This is a genomic window from Streptococcus sp. ELY_86 (assembly GCF_058314495.1).
The window spans coordinates 133,888-154,184 of record NZ_JBZFUK010000004.1; the positions used below are offsets into that span (position 1 = coordinate 133,888).

Consider the following 20,297-nt stretch of genomic DNA (forward strand, 5'->3'; position numbering starts at 1 on the left):
TCCTCTGCTTTTTTTATACGGAACTTTTTAAAAATAATTGATGCCCATAGCTTTTTTGACATCGTCCAATGTTTTTGAAGCTGTCTGGCGGGCTTTCTCGCTGCCTTTTTTCAGCATTTCAAAAACGTAATCCATGTTCTCAGCATATTCCAAACGCCGTTCACGGATAGGTTTTAGTTCCCGTTCCAAAATATCAAGCAAATAGCGTTTGGTCTTCACATCACCAAGACCGCCTTTTTGATAATGCTCTTTCATAGCAGCAATTTCAGCGGCATCCTCAGGTTTGCCAAAAACATCAAGGTAATGAAAAACCATATTGCCTTCGACAGAACCGGGATCTTCAACGCGGATATGATTGGGATCCGTATACATGCTCATCACTTTTTTGCGAACAGTGTCCGCATCATCAGACAGATAAATGCCGTTGCCCAGAGATTTGGACATTTTAGCATTGCCGTCAAGTCCCGGCAGGCGGCCTGCAGCTTCATTTTCCGGATAAATACCTTCTGGCTCGACTAAAACATCACACTTATAAGTATGGTTAAAACTGCGGACGATTTCGCGTGTCTGCTCAATCATTGGCTTTTGGTCATTGCCGACAGGCACATAATTAGCCTTGAAAGCTGTGATATCAGCGGCCTGTGAAATAGGATAGACCAAAAAACCTGTCGGAATAGATTGACCAAAACCTTTTTGAGCAATTTCTGTTTTGACCGTCGGATTGCGCTCCAAACGGGCAAGTGATACCAAGTTCATATAGTACATGGTCAGTTCAGCCAGTTCAGGAATTTGACTCTGAATAAAAATCGTCACCTTTTCCGGATTGAGGCCTACTGCCAAATAATCAAGGGCAACATTGCCGACAGACTCCTTGATGATTTCAGATTCTTTAGCATGATCGGTTAGAGCTTGCTGATCTGCCAAAAAAACAAACATGCGGTACTTGTCCTCATTTTGCAAAAGAACACGGTTTTTCAGGCTGCCGACATAATGCCCCAGATGCAGTTTTCCTGTCGGACGGTCACCTGTCAAAATAATAGGTTTTGTCATTTCTATTCTCCTAAATTACAATTAGTTCAATTATAACATAATTATCAAGAGCAGGAAGCCAAAAGCAGCAGCTAAAAATTTCCAGCTGAGGGATTTAATTGAAAAATAAGGGCTTTTCCTGTAAAATGTAGTAGTATTAAAAAATGAGGTGAAAAATTGTTAACTGTATCAGATATATCGCTGCGTTTCAGCGATCGTAAACTTTTTGATGATGTCAATATTAAATTTACAGCGGGAAATACTTATGGTTTGATCGGGGCTAACGGGGCCGGAAAATCAACCTTTTTAAAAATCTTAGCTGGTGATATTGAACCCACAACAGGCCATGTGGCACTGGGTCCTAATGAGCGTTTGTCTGTTCTTCGTCAAAATCATTTTGACTATGAAGAAGAGCGGGCTATTGATGTTGTTATCATGGGCAATCAAGAGCTCTATAACATTATGAAAGAAAAAGACGCTATTTACATGAAAGCTGATTTTTCCGACGAAGACGGTGTCCGTGCTGCTGAGTTAGAAGGTCAGTTTGCTGAATTGGGAGGCTGGGAAGCAGAAAGCGAAGCAGCTCAGCTGCTGCAAAATCTTAATATTGCTGAGGATCTTCACTATCAAAATATGAGCGAGCTGACCAATAGCGATAAGGTCAAGGTTTTGCTTGCCAAAGCTCTTTTTGGCGAGCCGGACGTTCTCTTGCTTGATGAGCCTACTAATGGTCTTGATATCCAGTCCATTAATTGGCTGGAGGATTTTCTTATTGATTTTGAAAATACAGTCATCGTTGTTTCTCACGACCGGCATTTTCTTAATAAAGTCTGCACCCACATGGCCGATCTTGATTTTGGAAAAATCAAACTCTATGTCGGCAATTATGATTTCTGGAAAGAATCCAGCGAACTGGCTGCAAAACTGCAGGCCGACCGCAATGCTAAGGCAGAAGAGAAGATTAAGGAACTTCAGGAGTTTGTCGCTCGCTTTTCAGCCAATGCTTCTAAGTCCAAGCAGGCTACTTCTCGCAAAAAGATGCTGGATAAAATTGAACTCGAAGAAATCGTTCCTTCAAGCCGTAAATACCCGTTTATTAAATTTGAAGCAGAACGCGAAATCGGCAACAATCTCTTAACTGTCGAAAATCTTTCTGTTAAAATTGACGGTGAAACCATTCTTGACAACATCAGTTTTATTTTAAATCCGGGAGATAAAACCGCTGTTATCGGTCAAAATGACATTCAGACAACAGCACTTATGCGGGCACTGATGGGAGACATTGACTACGAAGGCACAATCAAATGGGGAGTTACGACAAGCCGCTCTTATCTTCCAAAGGACAACAGCAGTGATTTCGCAAGCGGCGAATCTATTTTAGAGTGGCTGCGGCAGTTTGCCGGCAAAGAAGAAGACGATAACACCTTTCTTCGCGGTTTCTTAGGGCGCATGCTCTTTTCAGGCGATGAGGTTAACAAGTCTGTCAATGTCCTTTCGGGAGGAGAAAAGGTGCGCGTGATGCTGTCCAAGCTCATGCTGCTTAAATCTAATGTCCTTATTTTGGACGATCCTACCAACCATTTGGACTTAGAATCCATCTCAAGCCTCAATGACGGTCTCAAAGATTTTAAAGAATCCATCATCTTTGCCAGCCACGACCATGAATTCATTCAAACATTGACCAACCACATCGTTGTCATCTCTAAAAACGGTGTTATTGACCGTATCGATGAGACCTATGATGAATTCCTTGAAAATGAAGAAGTCCAGGCAAAAGTTGCCAAGCTCTGGCAATAGTCTGGGACAAAAGTCTCAAACTCTTTCAATTTATGAAGTATCACATATTTAACGCAGTGGTTGGGAGTAAGACTTGTTGGCTTAGCCGACTTAGTCTTACCCCTGCACAGTTCATTAGATGCTTTAGCACCAATGAACCACTGCTAATTGGAAGTCCTTATCCCTTGCTACGCAAGTGATAGCGGATATTTGAAGCTAACTTAGTTAGCTTTATTATCACTCTCAAAAGGTCTCCCAGACCTTTTGAGCTAATAAACTGTGCGGAGGTGGGATAGAAATTATCCAGTGGATGATTTCTACCTGAGCCTTAAAATAGGAGAGCGAGGAAAATCGAAATCGCCATTTCATGACGATTTACCGATTTTTGTCCCACTCTCTTTTTTTACAAAGAAAACTTATGATGAATTATTTGAGAAACCACAAACAAAACCTTATTTTTTATTCTATCAGTTTTGTACTGCCTGCTTTTATCATGTTTACTGTCCTTTTTACCAAAAACATCTACTGGGGCAGTCAGACGACTCTTTTAGCCAGTGACGGCTTTCATCAGTACGTCATTTTTGATACGCTCATTCGCAATATCCTCCATGGAACTGACAGTCTGTTTTACTCCTTTAAAGGCGGACTGGGGTTTAATGTTTTTGCCCTTATGAGCTATTATTTAGGGAGCTTTTTGACACCCTTTACTTATTTTTTTAATGTCCAAAACATGGCCGATGCCTTTTACCTCTTTACTTTGATTAAATTCGGCCTAATTGGCTTGTCAGCTTTTTATTGTCTTGACCGGATTTATCCCAATTTAAACAGATACTTGACTCTGATACTGTCAGTATCCTATGCTCTTATGAGTTTTACCACCAGTCAGCTGGAGTTAAATAATTGGCTGGATATTTTCATTTTACTGCCTCTCATTTTACTGGGGCTCGATCGCTTACTTAATAAAAAGGGACTGTCGCTTTATTTTCTTAGCTTAAGCTGTTTGTTCATTCAGAATTACTTTTTTGGGTTTATGACGGCTGTTTTTCTATTGCTTTGGTTTTTTGTCCAGACATCATGGAATTTCAGGGAAAGAATAAAAAGATTTGCTGATTTTGCTTTGGTTTCGGTTTTTTCAGCATTTACCAGCGCTTTTATGCTCCTTCCGGCTCTGCTTGATTTAAGCAGCCACGGAGAAAAAACAGCTGAACATTTTAGCATATTAACCCCAGAAATGGGAATCTTTGATCTCTTTGCCAAAAATATTGTTGGCAGTTACGATACCACAAAATACGGCTCTATTCCAACAGTTTACGCCGGATTATTACCCCTACTTTTAGCTCTCACTTTCTTTTTTGTTAAAACCATTAAGCATCAAGTCAAGCTGGCTTATCTGCTTCTTGTCATTTTTATCATTGCCGGTTTTTTCTTTCAGCCGCTTGATCTTTTCTGGCAGGGTATGCATGCTCCCAACATGTTTCTTCACCGTTATTCCTGGATTTTATCCACTGTCATAATCATGATGGCAGCTGAAACTTTGTCCAGAATAGCGCATCTGACCTTTAACGCTTTTTCCCCGGCCTTTATTTTATTGATCTTTGGATTTACGGGAGTTTTCTTTTTTAGGGAGAACTATGACTTTTTGACACCGGCACATTTCATTCTGACAGGCCTTTTTCTGACTGGGTACGGCTTAGTTCTCTTCCTCTTTTTCACTAAGGGGGCTTCTCAAAAATTAATCGTCTCCTTTACATTTATCTTTACTATTTTTGAACTGTCTTTCAACAGCTTTTTTCAAATCGAAGGTATTGAAAATGACTGGAACTTTCCTTCCAGAACGGTTTACGACGATAATGTAAAAGAAGTTGACAATTATGTCAAGTTAGCTGACCAAGAAACACCTGGTTTTTTCCGTCTGGAAAAACTGATTCACCAGACTTTAAATGACGGCATGAAATTCAACTATAACAGCATTTCTCAATTTTCATCCGTCAAAAACACGCTGTCTGCCGAATTATTAAACGCTTTAGGCTATTACTCCCAAGGCAATCATGCTTTCATCAGCTACCATAACAACACCATTTTAATGGACAGCCTTTTCTCAGTTGCTTACAATATCAGCACACAAAATCCCCATAAATTCGGATTTAAGCTCAAACAAAAGGGCAGCCATTACAGTCTTTACAAAAATTCTTATCAGCTGCCCTTGGCACTTATGGCAAACGGCCTTTACAAGGATGTCAATTTAGATTCTGATCCGCTTGCCAATCAGGAAAAATTTGTCAAAGAATTGACAGGAATAACAGATTCCTTCTTTACAGAAGTTCCCATTCTTTCAAGTAAAAACAGTCAGGTTTTAAACGGCCGCACAGCTGTTACTGATTTAAAGGGAAGTCAAGCAAAAGTTTACTATACTGTAAAGGTTCCTGCTAACAGCCAGCTTTATATCAATCTTCCTAATATCAGTTTTAGCAGTGAAAACGAAAAAAATATTTTATTAACCGTTAAGGGCAGAAAGACAAAACAAATTGCGGATAACAGTTATTATTTGTTTAATTTAGGCCATTATAAAAAAGAAGAGCTGCTGACTTTCACAGTCACTTTTCCTGATAATAAAACAGTCAGTTATGATTTACCGCAGGTTTACGCCTTAAATTTAACAGCCTATCAAAAAGCAGCAGCACAATTAAAAAGTGCGGCAACCAAAGTTTCAGTTCGAAAAAATCAAATTTTTACATCTTACACAGCTAAAAAGAAAAGTTCACTGATTTATACTCTGCCTTATGACAAAGGGTGGTCAGCAGAACAGAACGGGAAAAAACTAGATATTAAAAAAGCTCAAAACGGCCTTATGAAAATTAATGTTAAAAAAGGCCGAGGCGAACTGACCATGACATTTCTTCCTCAAGGCCTGTATCAGGGAATTCTGATTTCTGCCTTTGGCGTCCTTCTTTTTATGCTGTATCAATTTTACTGCCAAAAATCCAACAGAGCCGCTAAAACCTCAAAATACTAAAAAGAGAGCCATTTACAGGCTCTTTTTACGTTTAATATAATATCTGCGCAGACACTTTTAGTCCCTATCAAAAATTGTAACGTAATCGCAAGTCACACACATTCTGACTTCAGCTGGTTTATTTGCTTTGTACCAAAAACCGCAAAACAGACTGAAGCTCATCAAATAAAAAACCCTGCACAAATTGCAGGATTAGTGTCTTATCACTCCGGCAGTAGGACTCGAACCTACGACATCATGATTAACAGTCATGCGCTACTACCAACTGAGCTATGCCGGAATGGATAGTCCGTACGGGATTCGAACCCGTGTTACCGCCGTGAAAAGGCGGTGTCTTAACCCCTTGACCAACGGACCATAACACTCTTATTATTATAACAAATATCTTTTATTTGTCTAGCTTTTTTTCAAAAAAATTATAAGAATATTCCCTCCATGCTGCCAGAAAAAAACTCAGGACAAACTAACAAGACTTATGCTTGTAAAGATTGACAGCAGCCTATAACTTTTGGTAAAATAATGAGGTTATGAGGTCTCATAGCTCAGCTGGATAGAGCATTCGCCTTCTAAGCGAACGGTCGCAGGTTCGAATCCTGCTGGGATCAAAAACAGGATCGGGCAACTACCGATCCTTTTCTTATTGCTGTATTTTAACGTTAGCCGTCAAAAGCAGCTTCATAAGTCCTTGAGGTCTTTTTCTTTTCTTTCTATATTTAAGAAATACACCAGTACCAACATAGGCAAAAGCAAGACGTAAAGACTGTTTTCAGTCAAGTAGCGGCACATAACAGTAGACAGCAAAACACCTGCCATGAAAGTAACAATAACCGTAATGATATAAATCGACTGTCTTAGTATCTGCTTATCTTTTTCGACACTTCCTTTAAGAAAAAGATAGGCGGCGTTTTTTATATTTCCTGTCATCATCGTATTGGTGTAAGTATAACCTCTGACCCGCTTAAAAGTTGCCAGCTGAATGGAAGCAAAAAATGCCAAACCGGCAATCGTAAAAATAGAAGGCAAAAAAGGACTCACAACAGCTATTGCTGCCAGCAAAAACAGCATCACATAAGTGCTTAGCTTATGCCAACCGACATCTTTAGGCGTCACCCATTTTCTAAGAAAATAATAGAAAAACTGACCTAAAACAAAAAAGATGATGGGAATCAAAAAACTAACGGCTTCTTTTAAATGCCCTTCTGCAAGATTGATTGTCATATACAGCAAATTTCCCGTTTGCATGCTGGCAAAGCGCCCTTCTTGAGTGATAAAAGTATAAGCATCAATAAAGCCGCTGACAAAAGTTAACAGCATTGCCACTCTCAATCCTTCAAAATTTTGATAATTTTTTGTCATTTTTCAAACTTTCTCCCTTTGTTTCACGTGAAACGCTCTTACAGATATTTACTGGCTTCTCGGACAGATAAACGGTTCTTTTGTTCCTTGTGTTGTTCAATAAACTGATGAACCCAAATAGGATTGGTTTTTGAATATTCCCGCAAGGCCCAGCCGATAGCCTTGTTGATAAAAAATTCTTTAGCAAAGGCAGAACCCGACAGATTATTTTCAATGATAGCTGCCAAAAGATTTTCGTCAGTAGCTTTTTTAAAAGTCAGCTGATGATCAATAACCACTCTCCGCAGCCAAAAGTTATCGGCTAAAGACTACTCTAACATAATTTCTTTAGCTTGAGAATCATTTTTAACAATAGCTCCGGCAACTTCATCCAAATTATCCACAGAATCCCACCATGATTTGCTGACAGCGAGCTTTTTTATTTTATTTAGATCAGACAGAATCAATTTTGATCTGATTTTTGCCATCTGCAGATAATTACAGGCTAGATACTGGCATTCACGGCAGTCTTCCTGCCACATTGTAAAAACAAATTTCCAGTCAACAGCCTCTTCTAAAGATTTCTCTTTCAAAAATGTTTTAGACAATTGGCGCCGCAAAGGCGTTGGAATCCCATAAAATGCAAAATGGTCTTTCTGATAGTTAGCCATTTTTGCAGCTTTTTCTGAATCAGAATTCTCTTCAAACAATTTAAACATTTCAGAATAAGTCATCATGTCTCCTATTTGTGATAAGGACTTCCTTCCTGAATCATAAACGCTCGGTAAATCTGCTCAGTTAGTATTAAACGCATGAGCTGATGAGGCAGGGTCATAAGACCAAAGCTAACAAGCAGATCAGCTCTGTTTTTTATTTCCTTAGAAAGCCCGAGACTTCCTCCAATAATAAAGGTAAGGTTGGAGTAACCTTTTACTTTTGCATCAGACAAAACCTTGCTGAAAGCTTCAGATGAGAACTGTTTGCCTTCAATGGCCAAAGCAATGACAAAATCCCGATTGGAAATTTTAGACATAAGCCGCTGACCTTCTTTTTCAAGAATCTGCTGATTCTGCGCCTGACTGGCATTGTCAGGTGTTTTTTCATCCGGCAGCTCTAGTATTTCAAACTTAGTAAAACGGCTTAAACGCTTGCTGTATTCAGCAATACCGTCTTTTAAATACTTTTCTTTAATTTTACCGATTGCTATTATTTTTACTTTCATATTTTCTATTATAACACCTTTTTCAGCAGACTTATCCACAGTTTTTAAAATAAACTGCTTTTCTGAAAAACACTTATTTGCAAATACCAGTCAACATTTTCAGAAGGTTTTCCACAACTTGTGGATTCTTTCTTTTTTTAGTGTTTTAAGGTATAATTAAGTCAAATTTCTTAGACTGTTCCAGACTAATTATTGAAAATTCGGAGGTCCTAAAAGTGAATAATGCAAAACCCCATACCTTCCTAAGATGGTTTATCCCTTTTCTGCTTATTTTTTTAAGTTTTATTTTAGGGATTATCTCAACAGTGGTCTTTTACTGGGTATCAGGCAGCAAGTCCATTTCTGACGGCGGAAAAACAACTGTCAGCAATGTCGTCTATAACACCAAGTCTGACACCACTGAAGCTGTCAAAGATGTTAAAAATGCTATTGTTTCGGTCATCAATTACCAAAAAATAGACACGGATACCAGCTACTACAATAATTACGGTGACTCACAGGACGAAAATCAATCCGAAGATGGTTTAAATGTCTACGGTGAGGGATCAGGCGTTATCTATAAAAAAGACGGTGATACAGCCTACCTGATAACCAACAATCACGTCGTAAAAGATGCTGAAAAGCTTGAAATCATGCTGGCTAACGGAAAAAAAGTCGTCGGGAAATTAGTCGGCTCCGATACCTATTCTGATTTAGCGGTTGTGAAAATCTCCTCTAAAGAAGTCAGCACTGTTGCAAAATTTGCAAATTCAGATAAGATTAAGGTCGGTGAACCTGCTATTGCCATCGGCAGTCCTCTGGGAAGCGACTATGCTAATTCGGTAACAGAAGGCATTGTCTCCAGCCTCAGCCGAACAGTAACCACACAAAATGAAAACGGCGAAACCATCTCAACCAATGCTATCCAAACCGATGCAGCTATTAACCCGGGTAATTCCGGCGGAGCTTTGATCAATATCAAAGGGCAGGTCATCGGTATCAGTTCAAGTAAAATTGCATCCAGCAGCAATTCAAGCAGCGGTGTTTCTGTTGAAGGAATGGGCTTTGCCATTCCATCAAACGATGTGGTTTCCATCATTAACCAATTAGAAGAAAATGGTGAAGTTATCAGACCGGCTCTCGGTATTTCAATGGCTAATCTGAGCGAAGCATCTACCAGCGGCAGAGAGTCCCTAAAACTTCCAAGTAACATTACCAGCGGTATCGTTGTTCTTTCAACTCAAAATGGCATGCCGGCTGACGGTAAACTGAGAAAATACGATGTTATCACAGAAATTGACGGCAAAAAAGTAGCTTCCATCAGCGATCTTCAAAGTACTCTTTACAAGCATAAAAAAGGTGATACTATTAAGATTACCTTCTACCGCGGCAAAGATAAAAAGACAGTTGATATTCAGCTGACAAAGACAAGTCAGGATTTAAATAATTAATCGCACAAATCCCACCAAGCAGCAAATGCTGCTAAAACTGACTTAAAAGACTGACTGTGAAGCCTTTTGATTAAATGTTGCCGCTTTTGACAATAAATCTTCACTGCTAAAGATATGTTTCAACTGTATCTGGGATGGGCAAAAAAGCTGCTTTTTTGAACTTAGGCACATTTTGTCCTTCCCTTTTTTATGGAGTTAGTTATGCCTGAAGAATTAAAATACCTTGATCCTAAAGATATTAATCCCAATCCTTATCAGCCACGGCTCCGCTTTAAGACCAAAGAACTGGAAGAACTGGCGCAGTCCATCAAAGAAAACGGTCTGATTCAGCCTGTAATTGTCCGAAAATCAGATATTTTCGGCTATGATTTGATTGCAGGGGAGCGGCGGCTAAAAGCCGTTAAACTGGCTGGTTTGAATAAAATTCCTGTCATTGTCAAAGATATTTCCGATAAAGACAGTATGAAGCAGGCCATTATTGAAAATTTACAGCGCTCTGATCTTAATCCGATTGAAGAAGCTAAGGCGTATCAAAATCTCATCAGTAAAAGTCAGATGACCCATGACGATATCGCCAAGGCAATTGGAAAATCCCGGCCCTATATTACCAACAGCATCAGACTTTTAAATCTGCCGTCTGATATCAAACAGGCTCTTGAAAAAGGGGTAATTTCTCAAGGGCACGCGCGTCTGCTGTTAAGCATCGATAAACAGGAGCTGCAGGATAAGTGGTTCCGCAGCATCCTTGATCAGCAGTTAAGTGTCCGTCAGCTTGAAAAAGCTTTGAAAAACCTGTCAAAGAAAGAAAAAAAGAAAAAACCAGCAAAAGATATTTTTATTGCAGAAAAGGAAAAGGAAATCAGTCAGCTTCTGGGCCTCCCTGTTTCTATTTCCTACAGTAAACAGCATCAGGGGCAGCTGAAAATTTCCTTTTCTTCTGAGGAAGAATTCAACAGAATAATAAACAGGTTTTTTTAGCCTGTTTATTTTCATTTTTTTCTGGCACTTTTTTCCACAGCTAAAACTAGCTCAGATAGCTGAATTAACAGTTTTTATCTCTTTATCCACAAGTTGTGGAAAACTTTTGTCCACTATGTGGATTTTTCATTTGCAGCTGTGGAAAACTTTTGCTTTTTGTGGTAAAATTTTCTTATTACAAATCTTGATAGGAGCACACTATGACAAAAAATGAAGAAATTTTTTGGAATAGGATCTTAGAACTTGCACAAAGTCAATTAAAACAAGCAACGTTTGATTTTTTTGTTTCAGATGCTAAACTGCAAAAAGTTGAAGGAAGTACCGCAACCATTGTGCTTGACGATATGAAAAAGCTGTTCTGGGAAAAAAATTTGCAGCCTGTTGTGCTGACAGCCGGTTTTGAAGTTTTCAACACTGAAATCTCCATTGACTATGTTTCTGAAGAGGAAGAGCTGCAGTCGGACACACATTTCCAAACTGCGGTATCCGGACCGTCCGCCCAGCCTCTGCCAATTGTGCAAAACGATCTTAATCCAAAATACAGTTTTGATAATTTTGTAATTGGTGATGAAAACCGCTGGGCCTTTACAGCTTCTGTTTCTGTGGCAGACCTTCCGGGAACAACCTACAATCCTCTTTTTATTTACGGAGGACCCGGTTTAGGTAAGACCCACCTGCTAAATGCCATTGGCAATGCTGTCTTGGCTAATAATCCTAAGGCCCGAATCAAGTATATCTCTGCTGAAAACTTCATAAACGAATTTGTTGTCCACATCAGGCTGCAAAATATGGATGAGCTTAAGCAGAAATTTCGCAACTTAGATTTGCTGCTGATTGATGATATCCAATCTTTGGCCAAGAAAAGTTTGGCTGCCACACAAGAAGAATTTTTCAATACCTTTAATGCTCTTCACGACAATAATAAACAAATTGTTCTAACCAGCGATCGAACGCCGGATGATCTCAATGACTTGGAGCAGCGCTTGGTTACACGCTTTAAATGGGGACTGACGGTCAACATTACACCGCCTGATTTTGAAACACGTGTCGCCATTTTGAACAATAAAATTCAAGAATACAATTACAGTTTCCAATCAGAAACAATTGAATATCTGGCAGGACAGTTTGACTCCAATGTTCGGGATTTGGAAGGGGCTTTAAAAGACATCAGTCTGGTAGCCAATTACAGAAATCTTGACGTGATAACCGTCGAGGTAGCAGCAGAAGCAATCAGAGCCAGAAAGCAAGACAGCAGTCCTAAGATGATTGTTATTCCTATTGAAGAAATCCAAAAGCAGGTCGGAAAATTCTACGGCGTAACAGTCAAAGAAATTAAATCAACCAAACGGACGCAAAATATTGTTCTGGCACGTCAGGTCGGCATGTATTTGGCGCGTGAAATGACTGACAACAGCCTTCCAAAAATCGGAAAAGAGTTTGGAGGACGGGACCATTCAACTGTGCTGCATGCTTATAATAAAATAAAAAATATGCTGGCTCAAGATGACAGTCTGAAAATTGAATTAGAAACCATCAAAAATAAAATAAAATAGGCTCTGTGCATAAGTCTCGTAAAAGTAACTTTTTATCCACAGCTTGTGAACAACTCTTAAGCCAGACAGTACCTCAAATTCTGATACTTATCCGCACTATACACAAGACCTACTACTACCACTAACTTAATACTTATAAAATAAAGGAGTATTCCATGATAAAATTCTCAATCAATAAAGCCTTCTTCTTGCAAGCTTTAAATGCCACTAAACGAGCTATCAGTTCTAAAAATGCTATCCCTATTCTTTCCAGTTTAAAAATTGAAGTTCATTCCCAATCAATTGTTTTAACAGGTTCTAACGGACAAATTTCTATTGAAAATACTATTTCAGCTGATGATGAAAATGCAGGGCTGTTAATTACTTCTCCAGGGTCAATCCTGCTTGAGGCTAATTTCTTTATTAATATTGTTTCAAGTTTACCGGATGTCACCTTAGATTTTGAAGAAATCGAACAGCATCAGGTGGTTTTAAACAGCGGTAAATCAGAAATCACTCTAAAAGGAAAAGATGTTGAACAATACCCGCGTCTGCAGGAAGTTATCACCAATAATCCTTTGATTTTGGATACAAAGCTGTTGAAAACCATTATCTCAGAAACAGCATTTGCTGCCAGCACACAAGAAAGCCGTCCGATTTTAACAGGTGTCCATCTCGTTTTAACGGATCATAAAGAATTTAAAGCAGTTGCTACCGATTCTCACCGCATGAGTCAGCGCAAACTGACTTTGGACAATTCAACAGATGATTTCGATGTTGTTATCCCCAGCCGTTCTTTGCGTGAGTTTTCAGCTGTTTTCACAGAAGATGTGGAATCGGTAGAAGTTTTCTTCTCCAGCAGTCAAATTCTCTTCAGAAGCGAAACCATCAGCTTTTACACGCGCCTTTTAGAAGGTAATTATCCGGATACTGACCGTTTATTGGCGAATAACTTTGAAACTGAGGTTGTCTTTAATACTAATTCGCTGCGCTACGCCATGGAACGAGCTCATCTTATTTCCAATGCAACCCAAAACGGTACGGTAAAATTAGAAATTGCCAACAATCAAGTAACTGCCCATGTTAACTCTCCTGAAGTTGGTAAAGTTAATGAAGAATTGGATACTGAAAAGATTTCCGGCAGTGATTTAACCATTAGCTTTAACCCAACCTATCTGATTGAAGCGCTTAAAGCGCTTAAGAGCGAAACTGTAACGATTCGCTTTATTTCACCGATCCGTCCGTTTACTTTGACACCGGGCGATGACAGTGAAAACTTTATTCAGCTGATTACACCGGTACGAACAAACTAAAATAACGCTAAATAACGCCTGCTATAGGCGTTATTTTTTAGCAATATGATATAATGATTTTATGCTTTATATTCTGGTAAATCCTAATGCAGGAGATAAAAGCGGCTTAAAAAAAGCAAAAACAATTCAAAAAAATTATCCACAGTTTAGGGCAGCGATTTATCTGACGCAGTGTGCTGGCGATGAGATTAACCAATTAACTAAAATTCTGGCTGATTACCAATCTGATCAAGACCAGCTCTTGATTGTCGGCGGAGACGGTACGCTGTCAAAAGTTCTTTTTGCCTTGCCAAAAGAAATCCCTTTTGCCTATCTGCCTTCGGGTTCGGGCAATGATTTTTGCCGCAGTTTGCCGGCGAGCCCGAAAAGAGTTATGGAGGCACTGCAAAAGCGCAGGACAGAAACGATTTTTGTCTTTCGATCGGATGACTATTTGATTTTAAACAGTCTGGGTTTTGGTTTTGATGCGCGTGTCATCTCTTATTCGCAAAACTCATCTTTGAAAAGACGTCTAAACCAGCTTTATTTGGGAAAGCTGACCTATTTATTGTTTGGCATTCGCTCTGCTTTCAGCCGCGACAGCGTTTCCTTAACACTTACGGATGCTAAAGGGCGTTCCCAAAAGCTATCTGATTTGTTTTTGTTTGTTGTGGCCAATACTGCTTATTTTGGAGGCGGCATTATGACTTGGCCGGAGGCTTCCGCCAAAAGGCAGCAGCTTGAATTGGTTTATCTGAAGAAAGGAACGGTCTTTCAAAATATCCAAGGACTGCTGGCTTTAGTCCTGAAAAAACATAAAAAAAGTGCTCGTTTAAAACATGAGTCTTACACGGCATTAACCTTGGACTGCTATAAACCGACAGCTGCTCAGATTGACGGTGAACTGGCTGAATTTTCCAGTGAGACCTTCACATGCCAAGAGAGAAAAATATATCGTTGAAAGGGAAAATAAAATGTATGATTTAGGAAGTTTTGTTGAAATGAAAAAACCTCATGCCTGCACGATTAAGTCAACAGGCAAAAAGGCTAATCGCTGGGAAGTCATGCGCTTGGGAGCAGATATTAAGATTCGCTGTACCAATTGTGACCATGTTGTCATGATGAGCCGGCATGATTTTGAACGAAAAATAAAAAAAGTCTTGTAATCACAGAAAAACTTAGTTTTGTCTTTTCTGATTGCTGTGTATCTTTTACTTGTTTTTATTTCGTAAGATAAAAAGCTTGTTTATGGCAGGTTTTTTTATGATATAATGGTGTGGACTTAATAAATGTAACGGAGAATAAAATATGGCTTTAACAGCAGGTATCGTTGGTTTGCCTAATGTCGGTAAATCAACCCTTTTTAATGCAATCACTAAGGCAGGAGCAGAGGCTGCCAACTATCCTTTTGCCACTATTGATCCAAATGTCGGCATGGTTGAAGTGCCGGATGCACGTCTCCAAAAACTGACAGAGTTGATAAAACCTAAAAAAACAGTTCCGACAACTTTTGAATTCACCGATATTGCGGGTATTGTTAAAGGCGCTTCGAAAGGAGAGGGCTTGGGCAATAAATTCTTAGCCAATATCCGTGAAGTAGATGCCATTGTCCATGTTGTGCGTGCTTTTGATGATGAAAATGTCATGCGTGAGCAAGGCCGTGAGTCTGATTTTGTTGACCCCATTGCAGATATTGAAACGATTAATTTAGAATTGATCCTGGCTGATCTGGAATCAGTTAACAAACGTTATGCGCGTGTTGAAAAGATTGCAAGAACACAAAAAGATAAGGATTCTGTCGCTGAGTTTCATGTTCTTGAAAAAATCAAACCGGTTCTTGAGGATGGCAAATCTGCCAGAACGATCGACTTTACAGAAGACGAACAAAAAATTGTCAAGGGTCTGTTTTTACTGACAACAAAACCGGTACTTTACGTGGCTAATGTGGATGAAGATAAGGTAGCAGATCCGGACAGTATTGACTATGTTAAACAGATTCGTGATTTTGCTGCAACTGAAAATGCAGAAGTTGTTGTTATTTCAGCGCGTGCCGAAGAAGAAATTTCAGAGCTTGATGATGATGACAAACAAGAGTTTCTTGAGGCGATGGGATTGGAAGAGTCAGGCATTGATAAGCTGACACGGGCTGCTTACCATCTCTTGGGGCTTGGAACTTATTTTACTGCCGGAGAAAAAGAAGTGCGTGCCTGGACTTTCAAACGTGGCATCAAAGCACCTCAGGCAGCAGGAATTATTCACTCGGACTTTGAAAAGGGCTTTATCCGTGCCGTAACGATGTCTTATGATGATTTAATTCACTATGGATCTGAAAAGGCTGTTAAGGAAGCTGGCCGCCTGCGTGAAGAAGGAAAAGATTACCTTGTTCAGGATGGCGACATCATGGAATTTCGGTTTAATGTGTAAAAGCACGTGAGAAAATGTCTAAAAATGGCGTATAACCTAAAAAGAGTTGGGAAATTTTCCCAGCTCCCTTTTGGTCTTTGAGAGGAAAAAATGACAAAATTAATTGTTGGATTAGGAAATCCGGGAAGCAAGTACAAGGATACAAAACATAATGTTGGCTTTATGGCAGTTGACAGTATTGTCAACTCTTTAAATATTAACTTTACAGAAAATAAAGTTTTCAAAGCAGAAGCAGCCAGCACGTTTATGGATGGTGAGAAGATTTATTTTATCAAGCCAACAACTTTTATGAATGCCAGCGGACTGGCTGTCAGAGCCTTTTTAGCTTATTATAATCTAGCTCCGGATGATCTGATTGTTATTTACGATGATCTGGATATGGAAGTAGGGAAAATCCGCTTTCGGCAAAAGGGCTCTGCTGGGGGTCATAATGGTATTAAAAGTATTATTAAGGAGCTTGGAACACAGGAATTTGATCGTGTTAAGATTGGAATTGGCCGTCCTAAGACTGGCATGACTGTCATTCAGCATGTTCTTGGAAAGTTTGATAAAGATGACCGCATAACCATTTTAAAGACACTTGACAAGGTTGACGAGGCTGTAAAGTATTATTTACAAACCAAAGATTTCAATATGACAATGCAAAAATTCAATGGATAAAATGAACATAATAGATTTATTTAAACAAAATACTAATATCAAAAAGTGGACTGAACTGTTATCTGATTCCAGCAGACAATTACTAATGGGGCTGTCTAATACCAGCAAGGCTTTAGCAATAGCCGCTGCTGACAGCAGTCAAAAGGGTAAACTATTGGTTGTTACTTCAACTCAAAATGAAGCTGAAAAATTAGCAGATGATTTGTCAGCTCTCATTGGTGATGAAAAAGTCTATCGCTTTTTTGCTGATGATGCACCGGCAGCTGAATTTATTTTTGCTTCGCAGGACAAGACAAATTCTCGTGTAAAGAGCCTGAATTTTCTTTTGGATCAGCAAAAAGGAGGCATTCTGGTTACCAGTATTGCAGGAACTAGAATCTTATTGCCCAATCCCAAAAACTATCAAGCAGCCAGATTAAAACTAACTGTTGGCGAAGAATATGGCCTTGACAATCTTGTAAAGCAGCTGTCAAACATTGGCTATGAGAGGGTGTCTCAGGTTTATAATCCGGGAGAGTTCAGCAAAAGGGGAGATATTTTAGATGTCTACGAAGTTGAGCAGGAGTTTCCCTACCGCCTAGAATTTTTTGGTGATGAAATAGATGGTATTCGTACTTTTGATGTTGACAGCCAAAAATCGCTTGCTAACATTGATTCTTTCACTTTGACACCGTCTGATGATATTGTACTTACTGAAAGTGACTTTGAGCATGCTTGTCGTCAGTTGGAAAAAGTTCCCATTACTGCCAGTGAGAATTTGAAATCTTATTTGAAAGAAGTTTTAGCAGTTACCAAAGATCGTCATCGGCATCAGGATATTAGAAAATTTTTGTCCTTTTTCTACCAAAAAGAATGGACGCTGCTGGATTACCTGCCTCAGCAAACGCCAATATTCTTTGATGATTTTCAAAAGATTCTAGATCGTAACAGCCGTTTTGATTTAGATGCGGCTGCTCTTTTGACAGAAGATTTACAAAACAGTAAAGCAGTGTCAAGTCTGTCTTATTTCGCTGATACTTACAGATATTTGCGGCAATACCAACCAGCTACCTTCTTTTCGAGTTTTCACAAGGGATTAGGAAATCTAAAGTTTGACGCTGTTTACAACTTTACACAGTATCCTATGCAGGAATTCTTTAATCAGTTTCCTTTATTAGTCAGTGAAATCGAGCGTTATCAGAAATCGGGCGCAACAGTTCTTCTGCAGACAGATTCACAGCTTAGTCAAGAACGTTTACAAGAAACTTTACAAGAGTATCATTTAACCTTACCAATTAGTAAACCTGACGAGCTCCTTGAAAATCAAGCACAGCTGGTTATCGGAAATCTGTCTAGCGGTTTTTATTTTGCTGATGAAAAAATTGCTCTTATCACTGAGCGCGAGATTTTTCATAAAAAGGTTAAACGTAAAATTCGCCGAACTGCTGTCAGCAATGCAGAGCGCCTGAAAGATTACAATGAGCTGGAAAAAGGTGACTATGTTGTCCACAATGTCCATGGGATTGGCCGTTTCTTAGGCATTGAGACCATTGAGGTTTCAGGTGTTCACCGGGATTATTTAACCATCCAATATCAAAATTCTGATCGTATTTCTATTCCGGTCGAACAAATAGAAATGCTTTCCAAATATGTCGCCAGTGATGGAAAAGAACCAAAGATTAACAAACTGAATGACGGCCGCTTTCAGAGAGCTAAGCAAAAGGTATCACGGCAGGTTGAAGATATTGCTGATGACCTTTTGAAACTGTACGCTGAACGCAGTCAGCTAAAAGGGTTTGCTTTTTCTGCGGATGATGACAGTCAAGAAGCCTTTGATAATCACTTTTCCTACATTGAGACGGAAGATCAGCTAAGATCTATTCAGGAAGTCAAGAAAGACATGGAAAAAGAGCAGCCCATGGATCGCCTGCTCGTAGGTGATGTTGGTTTTGGGAAAACAGAAGTTGCCATGCGGGCAGCTTTTAAAGCCGTTAATGATGGCAAGCAGGTAGCGGTTTTAGTGCCAACAACAGTTCTGGCTCAGCAGCATTATACTAATTTCAAAGAGCGTTTTGAAAATTTTCCGGTTATTATTGATGTCATGAGCCGCTTTAAGACAAAAGCAGAACAGCAGGAAACGCTGAGAAAATTGGCAAAAGGTCAGATTGATATTATCATCGGTACCCATCGGCTGCTTTCTAAAGATGTTATCTTTAAAGATTTAGGTTTTCTTGTCATTGATGAAGAGCAGCGGTTCGGGGTTAAGCACAAGGAAACGCTGAAAAAACTCAAAACAAAGATTGATGTTTTAACCTTGACAGCTACACCAATTCCGCGAACCCTGCACATGTCTATGCTGGGCATACGGGATTTATCAGTGATTGAAACACCGCCGACTAACCGCTATCCTGTTCAAACTTATGTTATGGAAAATAATCAGGGAGTTATTCGTGAGGCCATTATCCGTGAAATCGATCGGGGCGGTCAGGTTTTCTATGTTTACAATAAGGTTGACACGATTGACAGGAAAGTCTCAGAGCTTCAGGAATTAGTTCCGGAAGCCAGCATTGGTTTTGTTCATGGACAAATGAGTGAAATTCAGCTTGAAAATACCTTGATGGATTTTATCAACGGTGATTATGATATTTTAGTGACAACGACGATCATTGAGACGGGTGTTGATATTTCAAATGTTAATACACTTTTTATTGAAAATGCAGACCATATGGGACTGTCAACTTTGTATCAGCTTCGGGGTCGTGTTGGCCGAAGCAGCCGTATCGCCTATGCTTATTTGATGTACCATCCTGATAAAATATTAACCGAGGTTTCAGAAAAACGTTTGGAAGCTATTAAGGGATTTACAGAACTTGGTTCAGGTTTTAAAATCGCTATGCGGGATTTGTCTATCCGCGGTGCCGGAAATCTTTTGGGATCATCGCAAAGCGGCTTTATTGACTCTGTTGGTTTTGAAATGTATTCACAGCTCTTAGAAGAAGCGATTGCAACAAAATTAGGAAAATCACAGACACGTTCCAAAGGCAATGCTGAAATCAATCTGCAAATAGATGCCTACCTGCCGGACAGTTATATTACCGATGAACGGCAAAAAATAGAAATTTATAAGAGAATCCGCGAAATTGACAGCCGTGACGATTACCAAGAACTTCAAGAGGAATTGATCGATCGTTTTGGCGACTATCCGGATCAGGTCGCTTATCTGCTGGAAATCGGCCTTGTCAAGTCCTATATGGATAAAGCATTTGTAGCGCTGGCGGAGAAGAAAAATGACAGTATCCATGTTGTCTTTGAAAAAGCCTCTCAGAAATTTTATCTGACTCAAGACTATTTTGAAGCTCTATCCAAGACCAATCTCAAAGCGCAAATCAGTGAAGATCAAGGAAAAATTAAGATTATTTTTAATGTAAAAGCAAAGAAAGATTACGAAATTTTAGAAGAGCTGCTCCAATTTGGAGCTGGCTTAGATGAGATTAAAATGAGAAAAACCAGTCAGTAAGTTATTATTAACAGATTTTTAATGACCTGTAACTGAAAAATACAGGCCCACGGCCAAGCTCTTCCTATCTTTTTAAAAAGAAAAATGATAGAATAAAAAAATAGATTTGA

At 39.3% G+C, this 20,297-nt stretch carries 14 protein-coding genes, 3 tRNA genes and 1 pseudogene; 12 read left to right on the forward strand and 6 right to left on the reverse strand.

Translation table 11 applies throughout. The features are described from left to right. Positions 1-27 precede the first annotated feature (27 nt). Entirely contained in the window at positions 28-1,050 is a 1,023-nt protein-coding gene (gene trpS, locus AC4HAN_RS07330; RefSeq protein ID WP_491091926.1) for a tryptophan--tRNA ligase, read from the reverse strand. Positions 1,051-1,206: 156 nt separating this feature from the next. On the opposite strand from trpS, the gene AC4HAN_RS07335 reads away from it, so the two are divergent. After that, the gene (locus AC4HAN_RS07335; RefSeq protein ID WP_491091927.1) at positions 1,207-2,826 is read left to right on the forward strand and encodes an ATP-binding cassette domain-containing protein; all 1,620 of its coding nucleotides are present in this window, start codon (positions 1,207-1,209) and stop codon (positions 2,824-2,826) included. 397 nt (positions 2,827-3,223) lie between these two features. Further along, positions 3,224-5,818: a YfhO family protein gene (locus AC4HAN_RS07340; RefSeq protein ID WP_491091928.1), complete on the forward strand. Its 2,595-nt coding sequence runs from the start codon at positions 3,224-3,226 to the stop codon at positions 5,816-5,818. 206 nt (positions 5,819-6,024) lie between these two features. On the opposite strand, the gene AC4HAN_RS07345 is transcribed toward AC4HAN_RS07340, so the two are convergent. Together AC4HAN_RS07345 and AC4HAN_RS07350 are read right to left on the reverse strand one after the other, a co-directional pair. Next, positions 6,025-6,098: transfer RNA gene (locus AC4HAN_RS07345), tRNA-Asn, on the reverse strand. A 5-nt stretch (positions 6,099-6,103) separates the two neighbouring features. After that, positions 6,104-6,175, reverse strand: a tRNA-Glu gene (locus tag AC4HAN_RS07350). A 174-nt stretch (positions 6,176-6,349) separates the two neighbouring features. On the opposite strand from AC4HAN_RS07350, the gene AC4HAN_RS07355 reads away from it, so the two are divergent. Then, positions 6,350-6,423: transfer RNA gene (locus AC4HAN_RS07355), tRNA-Arg, on the forward strand. Between the two features lie 70 nt (positions 6,424-6,493). Here AC4HAN_RS07355 and AC4HAN_RS07360 read toward each other — a convergent pair. The 3 genes and pseudogenes from AC4HAN_RS07360 to rlmH form a co-directional block, all read right to left on the reverse strand. Then, a complete protein-coding gene (locus tag AC4HAN_RS07360) occupies positions 6,494-7,174 on the reverse strand; it encodes a YoaK family protein (protein ID WP_491091929.1) in 681 nt (226 codons plus the stop codon). A 38-nt stretch (positions 7,175-7,212) separates the two neighbouring features. Beyond that, positions 7,213-7,887, reverse strand: a pseudogene (locus AC4HAN_RS07365) (DNA alkylation repair protein). Positions 7,888-7,895: 8 nt separating this feature from the next. Beyond that, a complete protein-coding gene (gene rlmH / locus AC4HAN_RS07370) occupies positions 7,896-8,375 on the reverse strand; it encodes a 23S rRNA (pseudouridine(1915)-N(3))-methyltransferase RlmH (RefSeq protein WP_491091930.1) in 480 nt (159 codons plus the stop codon). Between the two features lie 215 nt (positions 8,376-8,590). Here rlmH and AC4HAN_RS07375 point away from each other — a divergent pair, with 215 nt between their 5' ends. The 9 genes from AC4HAN_RS07375 to mfd all read left to right on the forward strand — a co-directional run bounded on the left by AC4HAN_RS07375 (position 8,591) and on the right by mfd (position 20,187). Next, positions 8,591-9,805 carry a S1C family serine protease gene (locus tag AC4HAN_RS07375; protein WP_491091931.1) on the forward strand — a complete coding sequence of 405 codons (1,215 nt, stop codon included), beginning with the start codon at positions 8,591-8,593 and terminating at the stop codon, positions 9,803-9,805. Positions 9,806-10,006: 201 nt separating this feature from the next. Further along, positions 10,007-10,783 (forward strand): ParB/RepB/Spo0J family partition protein, encoded by a 777-nt coding sequence (locus AC4HAN_RS07380; RefSeq protein WP_491091932.1) that lies wholly within the window; start codon positions 10,007-10,009, stop codon positions 10,781-10,783. 200 nt (positions 10,784-10,983) lie between these two features. After that, positions 10,984-12,336, forward strand: coding sequence for a chromosomal replication initiator protein DnaA (gene dnaA / locus AC4HAN_RS07385; protein ID WP_491091933.1), 1,353 nt, complete (start codon positions 10,984-10,986; stop codon positions 12,334-12,336). Between the two features lie 155 nt (positions 12,337-12,491). Further along, on the forward strand, positions 12,492-13,628 hold the full coding sequence (gene dnaN, locus AC4HAN_RS07390; RefSeq protein ID WP_491091934.1) for a DNA polymerase III subunit beta: 1,137 nt from the start codon (positions 12,492-12,494) through the stop codon (positions 13,626-13,628). Between the two features lie 61 nt (positions 13,629-13,689). Then, a complete protein-coding gene (locus AC4HAN_RS07395; protein ID WP_491091935.1) occupies positions 13,690-14,568 on the forward strand; it encodes a diacylglycerol/lipid kinase family protein in 879 nt (292 codons plus the stop codon). A 13-nt stretch (positions 14,569-14,581) separates the two neighbouring features. After that, the gene (locus tag AC4HAN_RS07400) at positions 14,582-14,773 is read left to right on the forward strand and encodes a DUF951 domain-containing protein (protein WP_491091936.1); all 192 of its coding nucleotides are present in this window, start codon (positions 14,582-14,584) and stop codon (positions 14,771-14,773) included. A gap of 142 nt (positions 14,774-14,915) precedes the next feature. Further along, positions 14,916-16,031, forward strand: a complete 1,116-nt coding sequence (gene ychF / locus AC4HAN_RS07405; protein ID WP_491091937.1) for a redox-regulated ATPase YchF — start codon at positions 14,916-14,918, stop codon at positions 16,029-16,031. Positions 16,032-16,121: 90 nt separating this feature from the next. Then, on the forward strand, positions 16,122-16,691 hold the full coding sequence (pth, locus tag AC4HAN_RS07410) for an aminoacyl-tRNA hydrolase (RefSeq protein ID WP_491091938.1): 570 nt from the start codon (positions 16,122-16,124) through the stop codon (positions 16,689-16,691). Then, positions 16,684-20,187: a transcription-repair coupling factor gene (mfd, locus tag AC4HAN_RS07415; RefSeq protein WP_491091939.1), complete on the forward strand. Its 3,504-nt coding sequence runs from the start codon at positions 16,684-16,686 to the stop codon at positions 20,185-20,187. The genes pth and mfd overlap by 8 nt, the downstream gene beginning before the upstream one ends. Positions 20,188-20,297: the final 110 nt, after the last annotated feature.

Excerpts from the sequence above, each read along its gene's own strand:
- trpS (WP_491091926.1), bottom strand. The coding sequence starts at position 1,050 with ATGACAAAACCTATTATTTTGACAGGTGACCGTCCGACAGGAAAACTG.
- AC4HAN_RS07340 (WP_491091928.1), top strand. The coding sequence starts at position 3,224 with ATGATGAATTATTTGAGAAACCACAAACAAAACCTTATTTTTTATTCT.
- AC4HAN_RS07360 (WP_491091929.1), bottom strand. The coding sequence starts at position 7,174 with ATGACAAAAAATTATCAAAATTTTGAAGGATTGAGAGTGGCAATGCTG.
- rlmH (WP_491091930.1), bottom strand. The coding sequence starts at position 8,375 with ATGAAAGTAAAAATAATAGCAATCGGTAAAATTAAAGAAAAGTATTTA.
- AC4HAN_RS07380 (WP_491091932.1), top strand. The coding sequence starts at position 10,007 with ATGCCTGAAGAATTAAAATACCTTGATCCTAAAGATATTAATCCCAAT.
- dnaA (WP_491091933.1), top strand. The coding sequence starts at position 10,984 with ATGACAAAAAATGAAGAAATTTTTTGGAATAGGATCTTAGAACTTGCA.
- dnaN (WP_491091934.1), top strand. The coding sequence starts at position 12,492 with ATGATAAAATTCTCAATCAATAAAGCCTTCTTCTTGCAAGCTTTAAAT.
- AC4HAN_RS07395 (WP_491091935.1), top strand. The coding sequence starts at position 13,690 with ATGCTTTATATTCTGGTAAATCCTAATGCAGGAGATAAAAGCGGCTTA.
- AC4HAN_RS07400 (WP_491091936.1), top strand. The coding sequence starts at position 14,582 with ATGTATGATTTAGGAAGTTTTGTTGAAATGAAAAAACCTCATGCCTGC.
- ychF (WP_491091937.1), top strand. The coding sequence starts at position 14,916 with ATGGCTTTAACAGCAGGTATCGTTGGTTTGCCTAATGTCGGTAAATCA.
- pth (WP_491091938.1), top strand. The coding sequence starts at position 16,122 with ATGACAAAATTAATTGTTGGATTAGGAAATCCGGGAAGCAAGTACAAG.
- mfd (WP_491091939.1), top strand. The coding sequence starts at position 16,684 with ATGGATAAAATGAACATAATAGATTTATTTAAACAAAATACTAATATC.